The sequence below is a fragment of the Streptomyces sp. NPDC051051 genome (assembly GCF_040682975.1).
GTDB lineage: Bacteria > Actinomycetota > Actinomycetes > Streptomycetales > Streptomycetaceae > Streptomyces.
In genome coordinates this window covers 111069-126540 of the sequence record NZ_JBFBCB010000014.1, presented here as the reverse complement: position 1 = coordinate 126540, position 15472 = coordinate 111069, and the positions used below count along the sequence as shown (strand labels likewise).

Here is a 15472-nt window from a genome sequence, read left to right as displayed (position 1 = left end):
ACCTGTGCGCCTAGTCTGATCCGGTGGTGGAAACGATCCGGGGGTCGAAACGGTGACGGGCGCCGGCGGCTGGCGCGGCTGGCGGGCGGCGGCCGAGGACGCCCTGTACGGACCGCACGGCTTCTATCTGCGTCCCGAGGGCCCGGCCGGGCACTTCCGCACGTCCGTGCACGCCTCCCCGCTCTTCGCCCTGGCCGTGGCCCGGCTGCTGTGCCGGGTCGACGAGGCCCTGGGCCGGCCCGCGTCGCTCGACTTCGTCGACATGGCCGCCGGTCGCGGCGAACTGGTCACGGGCGTGCTCGACGCCCTGCCCGCCGACGTGGCCGCCCGCACGCGCGCGTACGGCGTCGAGGTCGCCGCCCGTCCGGCGGGCCTGGCCCCCCGGATCACCTGGCTGCCCGAGCCCCCGCCGCAGGTCACCGGCCTGCTGTTCGCCAACGAGTGGCTGGACAACGTGCCGGTGGACGTCGCCGAGGTCGACTCCGAGGGCGTGCCCCGGCTGGTCCTGGTCCGCGACGACGGGACCGAGCGGCTCGGCGAGCCGGTGTCCGGGGCGGACGCGGAGTGGCTCGCGCGGTGGTGGCCGCTGCCGGGCGAGGAGGGGCTGCGGGCGGAGATCGGGCTGCCCCGGGACCGCGCCTGGGCCGCCGCCGTCTCCCGCGTGGCACGGGGGCTCGCGGTGGCCGTGGACTACGCGCACACGGCGCGGGCGCGGCCTCCGTTCGGCACCCTCACCGGCTTCCGGGAGGGCCGCGAGACGGCTCCTGTCCCGGACGGCACGTGCGACATCACGGCGCACGTGGCACTGGATGCGTGTGCGCAGGCGTGCACCCCGGCGCACACGCCCGAGCGCCCGCTCGTCCTCCGCCAACGCGCCGCCCTGCGCGCCCTCGGGGTGGCGGGCGACCGCCCGGCGCTCACGCTCGCCTCCACGGACCCCGCCGCGTACGTGCGGGCCCTCGCCGGAGCCGGGGAGGCGGCCGAACTGACCGCGCGGGGCGGGCTCGGGGACTTCGGATGGCTTCTCCGGCCGGTGGGCGTCCCCCACCCGCTCGGTCCGCGCCCCCCGGCCCCCGAGTGAGCCGCGCGGCCTACTTGTCGATGTCCCCGACGACGAAGAACAGCGACCCCAGGATCGCCACCATGTCCGCGACCAGCGTGCCCGGCAGCAGCTCGGTGAGCGCCTGGATGTTGTTGTAGGAGGCCGACCGCAGCTTCAGCCGGTACGGCGTCTTCTCGCCCTTGCTGACGAGGTAGTAGCCGTTGATGCCGAGGGGGTTCTCGGTCCACGCGTACGTGTGCCCCTCGGGCGCCTTGAGGACCTTCGGGAGCCGCTGGTTGATCGGGCCGGGCGGCAGGTCCCCGAGGCGGTCCAGGCAGGCATCCGCAAGGTCGAGCGCGTTGTGCGTCTGCTCCAGGAGGCACTCGAAGCGGGCGAGGCAGTCGCCCTCGGTCCGGCCCACCACCTTCAGGGTGTCCCGGAGGTCGCCGTACGCGAGGTAGGGCTCGTCGCGGCGCAGGTCGAAATCGACGCCGGACGCACGCGCGATCGGCCCGCTCACGCCGTACGCGTGCACGGCCGCCGGGGTCAGGACGCCCACCCCGCGCGTGCGGCCCCGGAAGATCTCGTTGCCGAGCACGAGGTCGTCGTAGACGTCCATGCGCGAACGCACGGCGGCGACGGCACCGCGCGCGCGGGACGCCCAGCCGGCCGGAAGGTCCTCCTTGAGGCCGCCGACGCGGTTGAACATGTAGTGCATGCGCCCGCCGGACACCTCCTCCATGACGTTCTGGAGCACCTCGCGCTCGCGGAAGGCGTAGAAGACCGGCGTGATCCCGCCCAGCTCCAGCGGGTACGAGCCCAGGAACATCAGGTGGTTGAGCACCCGGTTCAGCTCCGCGAGCAGGGTCCGCGTCCACACCGCGCGCGGGGGCACCTCCATGCCGAGCATCCGCTCCACGGCGAGGACCACGCCCAGCTCGTTCGAGAACGCCGACAGCCAGTCGTGGCGGTTGGCCAGCATGATGATCTGGCGGTAGTCGCGGGCCTCGAACAGCTTCTCCGCGCCGCGGTGCATATAGCCGATCACCGGCTCGGCCTGCTGGATGCGCTCGCCGTCCAGCACCAGCCTGAGCCGCAGCACGCCGTGCGTGGAGGGGTGCTGGGGGCCGATGTTGAGCACCATGTCGGTGCTCTCCGCGGCACCGCCGATCCCGACCGTGGTCTCCGTCGTAGGAGTCATGGACCCAGTCTCCCCTACGTACGCTGGCCGCATGGAGACGGGGAGCACGACGGACGCCGGGACGACGACGGAGGCCGAGCCGCGGTGGACCGGGCTGCCGCCGGGCCTGCTGCGCATGCGGAGGCTGTTGCTGGTGGTGTGGCTGGGGCCGGCCACGGTGGCCGTCGGAGTGCTGCTCGGCCTGTTCGCCGGCCCGGCGTGGGCCGCGTGCGCGCTGCTGCCCCTGGCGGGGACCGTCTGGGGCTGGGCCGGACTCGCCCGCAACTGGCGCTCCTGGCGGTACGCCGAGCGGGCGGACGACCTGCTGATCAGCCGGGGCGTGCTCTGGCACGCGGAGACGGTCGTGCCGTACGGGCGGATGCAGCTCGTGGAGGTGACCTCCGGTCCCGTCGAGCGGCACTTCGGGCTGGCCAGCGTGCAGTTGCACACGGCGGCCGCGGCGACCGACGCGACGATCCCGGGGCTGGACCCGGCCGAGGCCGAACGGCTGCGGGACCGGCTGACCGCGCTGGGCGAGGCCCGATCGGCGGGGCTGTGACGGCGCCGGGCGTCGAGGAGGGCGTACGGCCGGAGCGGGTCGTCGTCGAGCGGCGACTGCATCCCGTGACGCCGTTCCGGCGGGCGTGGGCGCCCGTCGCCGTGGTCGTCGGGTGGGCGGCGCACGATCCGAACCAGGCGCAGGAGCAGCTGACCCGGCTGACCACGACGACCCTGGTCATCGCGCTCGCGGTGGTCGTGCCGGCGGCCTCGCTCTACGGGTTCCTGTCCTGGTGGTTCACGCACTTCTCGGTGACGGACAGCGAACTGCGCATCCGCACCGGCCTGTTGTTCCGGCGCACCGCGCACATCCGGCTCGAACGCCTCCAGGCGGTCGACGTCACCCAGCCGCTGCTCGCGCGGATCGCGGGCGTCGCGAAGCTCCGGCTCGACGTCGTCGGCGCCGACAGGAAGGACGAACTGGCCTTCCTCGACGAGTCGGAGGCGCGCGCCCTGCGCGCGGAGCTGCTCGCGCGCGCGGCGGGCTTCGCGCCCGAGACGGCGCACGAGGTGGGGGAGGCACCCGCGCGCGAGCTGCTGCGGGTGCCGCCGCGCGAACTGGCGGTCGCGCTGATGCTGACCGGCGCCACCTGGGGCGCGCTCGCCGCCGCGCTCGTCGTGCCCCCGGTCCTGTGGCTGGTCACCCACAGCGTGTGGACGGTCCTCGCCACCGGTGTGCCGCTGCTGGGCGCGGCGGGCGCGCGCAGCGCCGGGCGGTTCGTCGGCGAGTACGACTGGACGGTCGGCGAGTCGCCGGACGGGCTGCGGATCGACCACGGCCTCCTCGACCGCACGCACGAGACGGTGCCGCCCGGCCGCGTGCAGACGGTGCGCGTCGTCGAACCGCTGCTGTGGCGGCGGCGCGACTGGGTGCGGGTGGAGCTGGACGTGGCCGGTTCGGCCAACTCCGTGCTGGTGCCCGTCGCCCCGCGCGCGGCGGCCGAGGCCGTCATCGCGCGCGTGCTGCCCGGCGCGCAGGTGCCCGCGTCGGCCGCTCCGTCCCGGCCGCCGCGGCGGGCCGGCCGGTGCGTCCCGTTGTGGTGGCGGGGCTACGGCATCACGGTCGCGGACACGGTGTTCGTCGCCCGGCACGGGCTGCTGCGCCGCAGCGTGGCGCTCGTGCCGCACGCCAAGGTGCAGAGCGTGCGCCTGTCCCAGGGGCCCTGGAAGCGGCTGTGGCGGCTCGCCGACGTCCATGTGGACACGGGAGCGAACAAGACGGTGACGGCGCGGCTGCGGGACGCACAGGAGGCGGCAGAGCTGCTGCGCGGCCAGGCGGACCGGTCCCGGACCGGGCGCCGCGACGCGCGGTCCGAGCGGTGGATGGCGTGACCGCCGGACACGCCGCGGCCCGCCGCGCCCGAGTGGGCGTGACGGGCCGGAGGGCGTGACGGGCCGGACGGAACCGGGCCTTCGGACCGCCGGGCTTCCGGGCCGTCAGCCGTCGGGCCGCGCCCCGAGGACCGCCGGGCGTTCAGGAGGCGGCGCTGCGCAGTCCCTGGACGTCGATCTGCTCGGTCTCGTCGTGCTCGGTGAGGTCGATGACCTGGCCGACGGCGCGCGCGTGCTCGTCGGCCGGCTTGAACTCCGCCTCCGCCTCGGCCTTGTGCAGTGCGAGCGCCTCCTGGCCGACGACGTCGGCGAGGTCCTCGTTCTGCACGGCCTCCAGCGCGGCGGACGCCGGCTCCTTCTGCGTACCGAAGAAGTCGAAACCGCCCCCGGCCGTGGGACGCCGTACCGGCTGCGCGGCCGGTACGACGGCGACGGCGGTCGGGACCGTGAAGTGGCCGGAGGGGCGCTGCGCGGGGGCGGCTGGGCGCGGGACGAGCGCGCCGGTGTCGGCGGAGGGGGCCCCCACGGGGGCTTCCGGGGCTTCCGGGGCTTCGGCCGCCTCGGTCGCCCCGGCGGGCGGGACGTCCTCGGTCCGCGTCCGCGCGGCGGGCTCCTCCGGGGCGGCCTCCCGCGGGGCGGCCTCCGTCCCCTGCGGAGTGCCGTTCGCCTCGGCGGTCAGGTGGGCGGCGGTCGCGCGCGCGTGCTCGTCGACCGCCTCGGGCTTCCCCTTGGCCTCGTCCTCCCGCGCGGCCTCCGCGTCGCCGCCGGACTCGGCGGGGGCGGCGGCCCGGGCGGGCTCCGCTTCGGCGGGCTCGTCGCCGGCCGCCGCGCTCTTCACCGGATCCGGTCCGTCGGCGCCAAAGCGGTCCAACGCCGCCTGTGCCCGCAGGAACAGCTTGGACCCGGACGGGGAGAAGACCGCGGGGGCCCGCGGCTCGTCCTGGACGGAGCCGGCGTCCGTGCTCGCGGTCCCGGACGCCTCGGCCGCCTCGGACTCCGTGGCCTCCACGGCCTCCGTGACGTCGTCGTCCTCGGCCGCCTCGCGCGTCTCGACGGCGTCCTCGCGCGTCTCCGCGGTGTCGTCCTGCGCGGCCCGCGCGGGCGGCAGCGCCAGCGACGGGACGGAGCCTTCTATCTCGAGCAGGCGGCGGCCCTCCAGGGCGCTCGCCCGCTCGGTCTCCGCGGTGGCGTAACGGCGCAGCAGGGACGCGTGCTCGTTGCGCAGGCCGGCCAGTTCGGCGCGCTTGGCCCGCAGCCGCTGCTCCAGCTTGACGCGCAGCTCGCGCGACTCCTCGAGATCGCTCTCCAGTTCGGCGACCCGCTCCTCGTGGCGCCACTCGTCGCCGGCACGCGCGCGCGTGAGGTCGGCCACCTGCTTGCCGGCCTGGATGTCCCAGCGGCGCATGACGAACGCGCTCGCGACCGCCGTCGCCGCCGCGGCGGCGGCCAGACCTCGGAGCACCAGCGGCTCCGTGAACACCCAGGGGCCCAGGGCGCAGACGAGGGAGACGCCTGCGATCGCCGAAGGAGGCAGCAGCCGGTGCAAAGGTGGGGAATGGCGGTGACGTCCACGTGGCATGGCCAGAAACTTACCGCGCGTAGGCGAATGTTGGCGCCCCGCCCCGTAAAAACACAGCCATAGCGAAGTCTTCACGGGACATCAGGAAACCGACCGGTCGTCGAATTCCCCGGAAATCAAGATCATTTCCGGTCGACCGGGCGGTCCGCCGACGTCACCGGCCGCTCGGCCCCCCGCCCAGCCGCCCGCTGATCCACTCCAGGGTCGGCGGGATCTCGCGCCGCCAGGTGTTGAAGTTGTGCCCGCCGCTTTCGAGGATGATCGACGAGATCCTCGTCCGGTGCGTCGCCTTCGCCAGTTCGATGAACTTCAGCGTGGCCTTGTAGTTGGATTCTCCGATCTTGCTGCTGGTGACGAGCAGCGAGGTGTCGGGCGCTGGCCGGTGTTTCAGGAACCACCGCAGATCGGCCTCGTCGCGCCGCGTCGCGTCACCGTGGAAGAGGTCACCGGTCGTCGGGTCGCTCGGCGCCTTGTAGTACGCCGACAGGCCCGCGCCCGCCCCGTAGACCTCGGGGTGGTGCATCGCCAGCTTCAGCGCGCAGTAGCCGCCCGTGGAGTCCCCGATGACCCCCCAGCTGCCGGGCCCCCTGTTCACCCGGTAGTGGGCCGCCAGGGCGGCGGGCAGGTCCTTGGCGAAGAACGACTCGGTCTGCGGCCCCCCGGGGACGTCCACGCACTCCGTGTCCCGCGGCGGCGCCACCGTCGGCCGCATCATCACCAGGATCATCGGCTGCATGCGGCCGTCCTCGGCGAGCCCGCGCGCGGTGCGCGGGTAGTCCAGCTTGTCCACGAGGGCCTCCGCCGTGCCCGGGTAGCCCGTGAGGACGACGGCCGCCGGGAACGTGCGCGTGCTGTGACGCGGGTCGAAGTACTCCGGCGGCAGGTACACGAAGGCGGGCGAGGCGATGCGCGTCGTACGGCCGTCGACGGCGACCTTCTGGATCTGGCCGCCGAACTCCGGCCGCCCGCCGCCGCCCTCCACGCGCCGGGTGTCGACCACCCGCAGCGGCCCACCGCCCGCGTGGTCGACGACGACGCCCTGCTCGGTCTCCTGGCCGAACAGGTCCGCCCAGCTGGCGTAGAACCCGAAGGCCTGGTTCGCGGCGAGCCCCACGGACGCGAAGAGGGCCAGCTGGGTGGCCAGCAGCAGGGCGACGCGCGCGCCGACGGCCCGCCAGCCCCGCCCGGCCAGCCGCGGCCACTGCCACACGGTGCCGACGAATAGCAGTAAGGCGGACAGAACCGCCAGCAGCAGCACGGTTGTGCTCGTGAGACCCATCGGTGTTCCTGCCTGCGCTCTCCGTCCGGGTTCCCGTGACCCCGCTCCCCGCGAGGGCTTGTCCCGGACTTTCCCTGGCCTTTCCGGCGGCTTTGAAGAGATGAGTGAACCTCTCCCCCCGAGACACCGTCCTAGAGGGCGCAATGTCGCCGGATGCCCGATCGGCACCGGATTTCAAAGTCTCTCGCGGAACTACGGGATGCGATGTCTGTCAGGGAAGATGAGGAAATGTCGGTCGGGGTTCCGAATCGATCAAGCCGGGTGCGGCAGCTGATCAGGGGGCCGCGCCCCGAGGCCGTACCCGCCCTCGTCGGCCGGGCCTGCGCCCTGGTGGGTCTGCTGGACGTCGCCGCCGGGGTCTTCCCGCGGTTCCGCCACAGCCGTATGCACACCATGGCCGAGGTGCTCCCCGGCGCGCTCGGCCCGTTCGCCGCGGCGCTGTCGCTGAGCGCCGGCGTCCTGCTGCTGCTCCTCGCGCACGGCCTCAAGCGCAGCAAGCGGAGGGCGTGGCGCGCGGCGGTCGCCCTCCTCCCGGCGGGCGCCGTCGCCCAGTTCACCTACCGGCACTCGCTCGTCGGCGCGCTGATCTCCGTCGCCCTCCTGGTGCCGCTCCTGCGCCACCGCGACCAGTTCGCGGCCCTGCCCGACCCGCGCAGCCGCTGGCGCGCGCTGGCCAACTTCGTCCTCATGGGCGCCGGTTCCCTCGGCCTGGGCCTCGTCATCGTCAACGCCCATCCGCGGCGCATGATCGGCGACCCGAGTCTCGCCGACCGCATCACCCACGTCCTGTACGGCCTCTTCGGCTTCGAGGGCCCGGTCGACTACCAGGGCAACGCCTCCTGGACGGTCGCCTTCTCCCTGGGTGCCCTCGGCCTGCTCACCGCCATCACCACCGTCTACCTCGCCTTCCGCCCGGAGCACCCGGCCGCGCGCCTCACCGAGGAGGACGAGGTCCGACTGCGCGCCCTGCTGGCCAAGCACGGCCGCCGGGACTCGCTCGGCCACTTCGCGCTGCGCCGCGACAAGGCCGTCGTCTTCTCCCCCAGCGGCAAGGCGGCCGTGACCTACCGCGTCGTCTCCGGCGTGATGCTCGCCAGCGGCGACCCCATCGGCGACGTGGAGGCCTGGCCCGGCGCCATCGAGCGCTTCATGGACGAGGCCAGGGCCCACTCCTGGACGCCCGCCGTCATGGGGTGCTCGGAGACCGGCGGTGAGGTGTGGACCCGCGAGACCGGACTGGACGCCCTGGAACTGGGCGACGAGGCGGTGGTGGACGTCGCGGATTTCTCGCTGGCCGGCCGCGCGATGCGCAACGTGCGCCAGATGGTCAAGCGCATCGAACGCGCCGGTTACGAGACCCGGGTCCGACGTGTCCGTGACCTCGGCGAAGGCGAACTGGAGCGGATCCGGCGCGCCGCCGAGGACTGGCGCGGCACCGACACCGAGCGCGGCTTCTCCATGGCACTCGGCCGCATCGGCGATCCCACCGACGGGGACTGCCTGATCGCCACCGCCCACAAGGCCGACGTCGAACCGGGTCCCTACGGCGACCTCAAGGCGATCCTGCACTTCGTGCCCTGGGGCCCGGACGGCGCCTCCCTGGACCTGATGCGACGCGACCGCTCGGCCGACCCGGGCATGAACGAACTCCTGATCGTCGCCGCCCTCCAGGCCGCCCCCAAGTTCGACATCGCGCGCGTGTCGCTCAATTTCGCGATGTTCCGCTCGGCGCTGGCCCGCGGCGAGAAGATCGGCGCCGGCCCGGTGCTGCGCGCCTGGCGCGGACTGCTGGTCTTCCTCTCCCGCTGGTTCCAGATCGAGTCGCTGTACAAGTTCAACGCCAAGTTCCAGCCCCGCTGGGAACCCCGGTTCGTCGTCTACCGCGCCTCCGCCGACCTGCCCCGCATCGGTTTCGCCGCCATGCAGGCGGAGGGCTTCGTCACCCTCGCCCTGCCCCTGCCGCGTTTCCTGCGCGGCCGTACGTCCGCGGCACGCGCGTGTGCCCACATGGTGGCCGAGCGCACGGTGGCCGACAGGGACGTACGGGCGGCGTAGGCGGACCCCCGCGGGAGGGAGCGAACCGCAAGCCCCGTCGAGACCGGCCCGGGCGGCAGCCCCCCCTCAGTCCGGGGCTGCCGCCCGGGCCACCCGGCATGGCGGTCCCCCGCTGGGCCTACGCTGAACGTATGAGCAAGCAGAGCGGACGAGGGCGCGTCGCCGGCCTTCCGGACTGGGACCGCTGCGCGGTCATGGGGGTCGTCAACGTGACCCCCGACTCCTTCTCCGACGGCGGCCGCTGGTTCGACACGACGGCCGCCGTCAAACACGGACTCGCGCTGGTCGCCGAGGGGGCCGACCTGGTCGATGTGGGCGGCGAGTCCACTCGTCCGGGCGCCACCCGCGTCGACGAGACCGAGGAGCTCCGGCGTGTCGTCCCCGTCGTCCGCGGCCTCGCCTCCGAGGGCGTCGTCGTCTCCGTCGACACCATGCGCGCCTCCGTCGCCGCCCAGGCCCTCGCCGCGGGCGCCGCCCTCGTCAACGACGTCAGCGGCGGCCTCGCCGACCCCGAGATGATCCCGGTCGTCGCCGACGCCGGCGCCCCCTTCGTCGTCATGCACTGGCGCGGCTTCCTCGAGGGCGGCAACGTCAAGGGCGTCTACGACGACGTCGTGCGCGAAGTCGTCGAGGAACTGCGTGCGCGCGTGGACGCCGTCCTGGCGGGCGGCATCGCCCCCGACCGGGTGGTCGTCGACCCGGGGCTCGGCTTCTCCAAGGAGGCCGGCCACGACCTCTCCCTGCTCGCCCGCCTCGACCGGCTGCACGGTCTGGGCCACCCCCTGCTCGTCGCCGCCTCCCGCAAGCGGTTCCTCGGCCGGGTGCTGGCGGGGCCGGAGGGCTCGCCCCCGCCCGCGCGCGAGCGGGACGCCGCCACGGCCGCCGTCTCCGCGCTCGCGGCGCAGGCCGGCGCGTGGGCGGTGCGCGTGCACGAGGTGCGCGCGACGGCGGACGCGGTGCGCGTCGCGCGCGCCGTGGAAGGGGCGCGCGAGGACAGTCACGCGCCGAGCGTGGTCACGTCGGCCCGGACACCTTCCGCCACGGCCGCACCCGCCACGCACGCACCCGCCACACGGACGTCCACGACGCACGCCTCCGCCACGCACGCACCCACGACGCAGACACCCGGCGCGGGCAGGGCGGACAGGGCGCACGGGACGCCCGATGCGCCTGCCCCGCAGGACACGCGCCCCCCGCACACCCCGCATGGCGCAGAAGGAGCCCGGTGAGCGCCCCCCACACGGACGTCGAGCAGGTCGAGGCTGCCAACACCTCCTTCTACGAGGCGCTCGAACGGGGCGACTTCGAGGCGGTGTCCTCGCTCTGGCTCACCCCCTCCGACCTGGGTGTCGACGAGGAGTTCCACGACCCGGCGGACGTGGGCGTGGTCTCCTGCGTGCATCCGGGATGGCCGGTGCTCACCGGGCGCGGCGAGGTGCTGCGGTCGTACGCGCTGATCATGGCGAACACCGACTACATCCAGTTCTTCCTCACCGACGTGCATGTGTCCGTCACCGGCGACACGGCCCTGGTGACCTGCACCGAGAACATCCTCAGCGGCGGCCCCGCCCCGGAGGCCGGCGAGGAGCTGGGGCCTCTCGTGGGCCAGCTGGTGGTCGCCACGAACGTGTTCCGCCGCACCCCCGACGGCTGGAGGCTCTGGTCGCACCACGCGTCCCCGGTCATGGCCGAGAACTCCGAGAACCCCGAGGACGGCGAGGACCCGGAGGAGGAGAGCCCCTCCTGAGCGAGTGGGCGACAAGGGTGCCGGGTGGGCCACCGGGGCCGGGACGTGGTGGGGATCACGAACGCCGGGGCGGGGACGGCCACCGGCCCGTGAGCCACCGGGTTCCCCGGGGGAAACACCCGGTGAATCCTCCCGACCCCGACCCGGCCGACGCCCCCGCAGCCCGGCCGTGCCGGTGCTCGCAGGTAGATTCGTCCGGGGCCGGTGTGCCGTCCGCACACGGCAGGGACCGGCCGTTCCCGACGATTGCAGGAGTGATTCGCGTGGATCGTGTCGCGCTGCGCGGCCTCAAGGCCCGCGGGTACCACGGTGTGTTCCCCCGGGAGCGCGAGGAGGGCCAGACCTTCATCGTGGACCTCGTCCTGGGCCTGGACACCCGACCGGCCGCGGCCGACGACGACCTGACGAAGACCGTGCACTACGGCATCGTGGCGGAGGAGGTCGTGGCCGTCGTCCAGGGCGAGCCGGTCGATCTCGTCGAGACGCTCGCCGAGCGCATCGCCCAGGTCTGTCTGAAGCACGAAGAGGTCCAGGAGGTCGAGGTCTGCGTCCACAAGCCGGACGCACCGATCACGGTCCCCTTCGACGACGTGACCGTCACCATCACCCGGAGCCGAGTATGACCGCGTTCTTCACCGGGGGTCAGAGCGACCCGACCGTACAGCCGGTGCCCGCCTCCGTCGTCGAGCAGGTCGACGCCGCCGACACCACGCTCCACAACCCCGAGCGGGCCGTGATCTCCATCGGCTCCAACCTCGGCAACCGCCTGGAGACCCTCCAGGGCGCCATCGACGCCCTGGAGGACACCCCCGGCGTGCGCGTCAAGGCGGTCTCCCCGGTGTACGAGACGGAGCCGTGGGGCGTGGAGCCGGGCAGCCAGCCCTCGTACTTCAACGCGATCGTCGTCCTGAAGACCACGCTGCCCCCGTCGTCCCTCCTGGAGCGGGCGCACGCGGTCGAGGAGGCCTTCCACCGCCTCCGGGACGAGCGCTGGGGCGCGCGCACCCTGGACGTCGACATCGTCGCGTACGCCGACGTCGTCTCCGACGATCCGTCGCTGACCCTGCCCCACCCGCGCGCCCACGAACGCGCCTTCGTGCTCGCCCCGTGGCACGACGTGGAGCCGGGCGCCCGGGTGCCCGGGCGCGGCGCGGTCGCCGAGCTGCTCGACACCGTCACCCGCGAGGGAGTGGCCGCCCGCAAGGACCTGGAACTCCGGCTGCCCGAGTAGTCGTTAAGGTCGAGACGACGTAGTCGTTAAGGTCAGGACGACGACCGTCCACGGCCACGGGCCGTGGAACCCGGGGGAATCGAAGGGACACCGTGAGAGAGCTGCGCATCAGGATGCTGGCCGGCGTCTTCGTCGTCGCGGGCGTTCTGTCGTGGGCCGGCGCCCGCCTCTGGAACTCGATCGGGACCCTGCCGAGCGTTCCGCTGGCCGCCCCCATCGTCCTCGCCGTGATCGCCGTGGTGCTGTTGGCCACGGCGCTCTCGATCCGGGCCCGTCTCAAGGCACAGCGCGAGCGCCGCCCCGAGGCCAAGGGCGTCGATCCCCTGATGGCGGCCCGCGCGGTCGTCTTCGGCCAGGCCAGCGCGCTGGTCGCCGCCCTCGTCGCCGGAATGTACGGCGGTGCCGGCATCTTCCTGCTGGAGTCCCTCGACATCCCCGCCCGCCGCGACCAGGCGATCTACGCCGGGTTCTCGGTCCTGGCGGGTATCGGTGTCATAGCGGCGGCCATCTTCCTGGAGCGCGTCTGCAAGCTCCCCGAGGACGACGACGACAACTCGGGAGCGGCCTCGGCGGCGTGAAGCCGGGCGTGGAAGCGCCGCCGATCGCCTCGCCCCGCCCCGCCGCGTCCCAGGCCGCCTCAGCGGCCGTCGTGAGCGGTCTCAGCGCGCCATGATCAGGCTCATCGCCTCGTTGCGCGTCGCCGCGTCCCGCAGCTGTCCGCGGACCGCCGACGTGAGGGTCTTGGCACCGGGCTTGCGGATCCCTCGCATGGACATGCACATGTGCTCGCACTCCACGACGACGATGACTCCGCGCGGCTCCAGGATGTCCATCAGGGAGTCCGCGATCTGCGTGGTGAGACGTTCCTGCACCTGCGGGCGCCGGGCGTAGACGTCCACCAGACGGGCCAGCTTGGACAGACCGGTGATCTTTCCACTGGTGGCCGGGATGTACCCGACATGAGCGACACCGCGGAACGGCACCAGATGATGCTCACAGGTGCTGTAGACCTCGATGTCCTTCACCAGCACCATCTCGTCGTGCCCCAGGTCGAACGTCGTCGTCAGCACGTCCTCGGGCTGCTGCCACAAGCCCGCGAAGATCTCCCGGTAGGCGCGGGCCACTCGCCCGGGCGTCTCCCGCAGCCCCTCCCGGTCAGGGTTCTCGCCGACCGCGATCAGCAGTTCGCGTACGGCGTTCTCGGCCCGCTTCTCGTCGAACTCGCCGACGGGGCCCTCGCCGTCCAGCGTCACGGGGTCGGTCATCCTGGTGCCTCGTTCCTGTACGGGTCGCGTGTGGTGGACGCGTGACGGTGCGGCCACAACCGAAATGCCGCGCCCCCCAGGCTAGAACCTGGGGGGCGCGGCATGCATTCCGGGCCTGGTGGGAGCACCGGGACCCGGAGCGTCAGCTCTCCGGACGCTCCTCGGGGGCCGGCTCGGCCACCGAGGCGGGGTCCACCGCCGAGGACTTGGCGGTGCTGATCGCGGGCGCCGCGCCGTTGGCCCCGTTGGTCAGTGCCAGCTCCCGGGGGGAGAGCACCGGCGGACGGGTGGACGGCGTGCGCCGCGAGGAGCCGGTCCACGCGGGCCGTGCCGGGCGCTTGACGATGGCGGAGAAGATCTCGGCGATCTCCTCCTTGTTCAGCGTCTCCTTCTCCAGCAGCCGCAGCACCAGGTTGTCGAGGACGTCGCGGTTCTCGACCAGGATCTCCCAGGCCTCGTTGTGCGCGTTCTCGATGAGCTTCTTGACCTCTTCGTCGACCAGCGCGGCGACCTCTTCCGAGTAGTCGCGCTGGTGGGCCATCTCACGGCCGAGGAACGGCTCGGTGTTGTCGCCGCCGAACTTGATGGCGCCGAGACGCTCGGTCATGCCGTACTGGGTGACCATCGCGCGGGCCGTGGCGGTGGCCTTCTCGATGTCGTTCGCGGCGCCGGTGGTCGGGTCGTGGAAGACCAGTTCCTCGGCGGCGCGACCGCCCAGCATGTAGGCGAGCTGGTCGAGCATCTCGTTCCGGGTGGTCGAGTACTTGTCCTCGTCCGGGAGCACCATCGTGTAGCCGAGCGCGCGGCCGCGGGACAGGATGGTGATCTTGTGCACCGGGTCGGAGTTGGGGGAAGCCGCCGCGACCAGGGCGTGGCCGCCCTCGTGGTACGCGGTGATCTTCTTCTCCTTGTCCGACATGATCCGGGTCCGCTTCTGCGGGCCCGCGACCACACGGTCGATCGCCTCGTCCAGCATCTGGTTGTCGATCAGCTTCCTGTCCGAGCGGGCCGTGAGCAGCGCGGCCTCGTTCAGCACGTTGGAGAGATCGGCACCCGTGAAGCCGGGGGTGCGGCGGGCGACGGCGGCCAGGTCGACGTCGGGCGCGACCGGCTTGCCCTTCTGGTGGACCTTGAGGATCTCCAGACGGCCCTGCATGTCCGGGCGGTCGACCGCGATCTGGCGGTCGAAGCGGCCGGGGCGCAGCAGCGCCGGGTCGAGGATGTCGGGCCGGTTCGTGGCGGCGATGAGGATCACGCCGCCCTTCACGTCGAAGCCGTCCATCTCGACGAGCAGCTGGTTCAGCGTCTGCTCACGTTCGTCGTGACCGCCGCCGAGGCCGGCGCCGCGATGGCGGCCGACCGCGTCGATCTCGTCGACGAAGACGATCGCCGGGGCGTTCGCCTTGGCCTGCTCGAAGAGGTCACGCACCCGGGAGGCACCGACGCCGACGAACATCTCGACGAAGTCGGAACCGGAGATCGAGTAGAAGGGGACGCCCGCCTCGCCGGCGACGGCGCGCGCGAGCAGGGTCTTGCCGGTGCCGGGAGGCCCGTACAGGAGCACGCCCTTGGGAATCTTGGCGCCGACGGCCTGGAACTTCGCCGGTTCCTGGAGGAACTCCTTGATCTCGTGGAGCTCCTCGACGGCCTCGTCCGAGCCGGCGACGTCCGCGAACGTCGTCTTCGGCGTGTCCTTGGTGATGAGCTTCGCCTTGGACTTGCCGAAGTTCATGACCCGGGAGCCGCCGCCCTGCATCTGATTCATCAGGAACAGGAAGACGACGACGATGAGGACGAAGGGGAGCAGGGACAGCAGGATCCCGACGAAGGCGTTCTGCTTCGTCGGAGAGACCGTGTAACCGTCCGGAATCTGCTTGTCCTGGTACTTGGTCTGCAGCGTATTGGCGATGGTCACGCCCTGATCGCCGATGTAGCTCGCCTGGATCTTCGAGCTGCCCTCGACTTTTGTGCCGTCCTTGAGCGTGACCTTGATGGTCTGCTCGTCACCGGTGGTGAGCTTGGCCGACTCGACCTTGTTGTCGTTGATCGCTGCAACGACCTGGCCGGTGTCCACCGTCTTGTAGCCGCCGGACGAGCCGACGACCTGCATCAACACGACCACGGCAAGGACGGCCAGCACGATCCACATGACCGGCCCACGGAAGTATCGCTTCACGTCCATCCATACGGAGCGGTGCCGCCCC

General features: G+C 72.8%; 13 protein-coding genes and 1 pseudogene. 9 read left to right on the top strand and 5 right to left on the bottom strand.

Annotated features, from left to right (window positions below):
* Window positions 1-52 precede the first annotated feature (52 nt).
* A complete protein-coding gene (locus AB0N31_RS13790; protein ID WP_366058554.1) occupies window positions 53-1081 on the top strand; it encodes an SAM-dependent methyltransferase in 1029 nt (342 codons plus the stop codon).
* 10 nt (window positions 1082-1091) lie between these two features.
* On the opposite strand, the gene AB0N31_RS13785 is transcribed toward AB0N31_RS13790, so the two are convergent.
* Window positions 1092-2243 carry an NADH-quinone oxidoreductase subunit D gene (locus AB0N31_RS13785; RefSeq protein ID WP_366058553.1) on the bottom strand — a complete coding sequence of 384 codons (1152 nt, stop codon included), beginning with the start codon at window positions 2241-2243 and terminating at the stop codon, window positions 1092-1094.
* A gap of 31 nt (window positions 2244-2274) precedes the next feature.
* Here AB0N31_RS13785 and AB0N31_RS13780 point away from each other — a divergent pair, with 31 nt between their 5' ends.
* Both AB0N31_RS13780 and AB0N31_RS13775 read left to right on the top strand, forming a co-directional pair.
* Window positions 2275-2781 (top strand): PH domain-containing protein, encoded by a 507-nt coding sequence (locus AB0N31_RS13780; protein WP_366058552.1) that lies wholly within the window; start codon window positions 2275-2277, stop codon window positions 2779-2781.
* A complete protein-coding gene (locus tag AB0N31_RS13775; RefSeq protein WP_366058551.1) occupies window positions 2778-4112 on the top strand; it encodes a PH domain-containing protein in 1335 nt (444 codons plus the stop codon). Before AB0N31_RS13780 ends, AB0N31_RS13775 begins: the two co-directional genes overlap by 4 nt.
* 142 nt (window positions 4113-4254) lie before the next feature.
* On the opposite strand, the gene AB0N31_RS13770 is transcribed toward AB0N31_RS13775, so the two are convergent.
* Both AB0N31_RS13770 and AB0N31_RS13765 read right to left on the bottom strand, forming a co-directional pair.
* Window positions 4255-5691: a hypothetical protein gene (locus AB0N31_RS13770; RefSeq protein ID WP_366058550.1), complete on the bottom strand. Its 1437-nt coding sequence runs from the start codon at window positions 5689-5691 to the stop codon at window positions 4255-4257.
* Between the two features lie 154 nt (window positions 5692-5845).
* On the bottom strand, window positions 5846-6970 hold the full coding sequence (locus tag AB0N31_RS13765; protein WP_366058549.1) for an alpha/beta hydrolase-fold protein: 1125 nt from the start codon (window positions 6968-6970) through the stop codon (window positions 5846-5848).
* 228 nt (window positions 6971-7198) lie between these two features.
* Here AB0N31_RS13765 and AB0N31_RS13760 point away from each other — a divergent pair, with 228 nt between their 5' ends.
* The 6 genes and pseudogenes from AB0N31_RS13760 (at window position 7199) to AB0N31_RS13735 (ending at window position 12581) form a co-directional block, all read left to right on the top strand.
* Window positions 7199-9025 (top strand): phosphatidylglycerol lysyltransferase domain-containing protein, encoded by a 1827-nt coding sequence (locus AB0N31_RS13760; RefSeq protein WP_366058548.1) that lies wholly within the window; start codon window positions 7199-7201, stop codon window positions 9023-9025.
* A gap of 131 nt (window positions 9026-9156) precedes the next feature.
* A pseudogene (gene folP, locus AB0N31_RS13755) lies at window positions 9157-10014 on the top strand (dihydropteroate synthase); the annotation flags it as partial.
* Window positions 10015-10250: 236 nt separating this feature from the next.
* The gene (locus AB0N31_RS13750; RefSeq protein WP_366058547.1) at window positions 10251-10772 is read left to right on the top strand and encodes a nuclear transport factor 2 family protein; all 522 of its coding nucleotides are present in this window, start codon (window positions 10251-10253) and stop codon (window positions 10770-10772) included.
* A gap of 263 nt (window positions 10773-11035) precedes the next feature.
* Complete coding sequence (gene folB, locus AB0N31_RS13745) at window positions 11036-11395, top strand: dihydroneopterin aldolase (RefSeq protein ID WP_366058546.1); 360 nt, start codon at window positions 11036-11038, stop codon at window positions 11393-11395.
* Complete coding sequence (gene folK / locus AB0N31_RS13740; protein WP_366058545.1) at window positions 11392-12003, top strand: 2-amino-4-hydroxy-6-hydroxymethyldihydropteridine diphosphokinase; 612 nt, start codon at window positions 11392-11394, stop codon at window positions 12001-12003. The genes folB and folK overlap by 4 nt, the downstream gene beginning before the upstream one ends.
* Window positions 12004-12095: 92 nt before the next feature.
* Window positions 12096-12581: a DUF3180 domain-containing protein gene (locus tag AB0N31_RS13735; RefSeq protein WP_366058544.1), complete on the top strand. Its 486-nt coding sequence runs from the start codon at window positions 12096-12098 to the stop codon at window positions 12579-12581.
* Between the two features lie 81 nt (window positions 12582-12662).
* On the opposite strand, the gene folE is transcribed toward AB0N31_RS13735, so the two are convergent.
* A complete protein-coding gene (gene folE, locus AB0N31_RS13730; protein ID WP_363092829.1) occupies window positions 12663-13268 on the bottom strand; it encodes a GTP cyclohydrolase I FolE in 606 nt (201 codons plus the stop codon).
* Between the two features lie 142 nt (window positions 13269-13410).
* Window positions 13411-15450 carry an ATP-dependent zinc metalloprotease FtsH gene (ftsH, locus tag AB0N31_RS13725; protein ID WP_366058577.1) on the bottom strand — a complete coding sequence of 680 codons (2040 nt, stop codon included), beginning with the start codon at window positions 15448-15450 and terminating at the stop codon, window positions 13411-13413.
* Between the last annotated feature and the right edge of the window lie 22 nt (window positions 15451-15472).

Coding starts and splice junctions, on each gene's coding strand:
- AB0N31_RS13785 (WP_366058553.1), bottom strand. CDS start 2,243: ATGACTCCTACGACGGAGACCACGGTCGGGATCGGCGGTGCCGCGGAG.
- AB0N31_RS13780 (WP_366058552.1), top strand. CDS start 2,275: ATGGAGACGGGGAGCACGACGGACGCCGGGACGACGACGGAGGCCGAG.
- AB0N31_RS13770 (WP_366058550.1), bottom strand. CDS start 5,691: ATGCCACGTGGACGTCACCGCCATTCCCCACCTTTGCACCGGCTGCTG.
- AB0N31_RS13765 (WP_366058549.1), bottom strand. CDS start 6,970: ATGGGTCTCACGAGCACAACCGTGCTGCTGCTGGCGGTTCTGTCCGCC.
- AB0N31_RS13760 (WP_366058548.1), top strand. CDS start 7,199: ATGTCGGTCGGGGTTCCGAATCGATCAAGCCGGGTGCGGCAGCTGATC.
- folK (WP_366058545.1), top strand. CDS start 11,392: ATGACCGCGTTCTTCACCGGGGGTCAGAGCGACCCGACCGTACAGCCG.
- folE (WP_363092829.1), bottom strand. CDS start 13,268: ATGACCGACCCCGTGACGCTGGACGGCGAGGGCCCCGTCGGCGAGTTC.
- ftsH (WP_366058577.1), bottom strand. CDS start 15,450: ATGGACGTGAAGCGATACTTCCGTGGGCCGGTCATGTGGATCGTGCTG.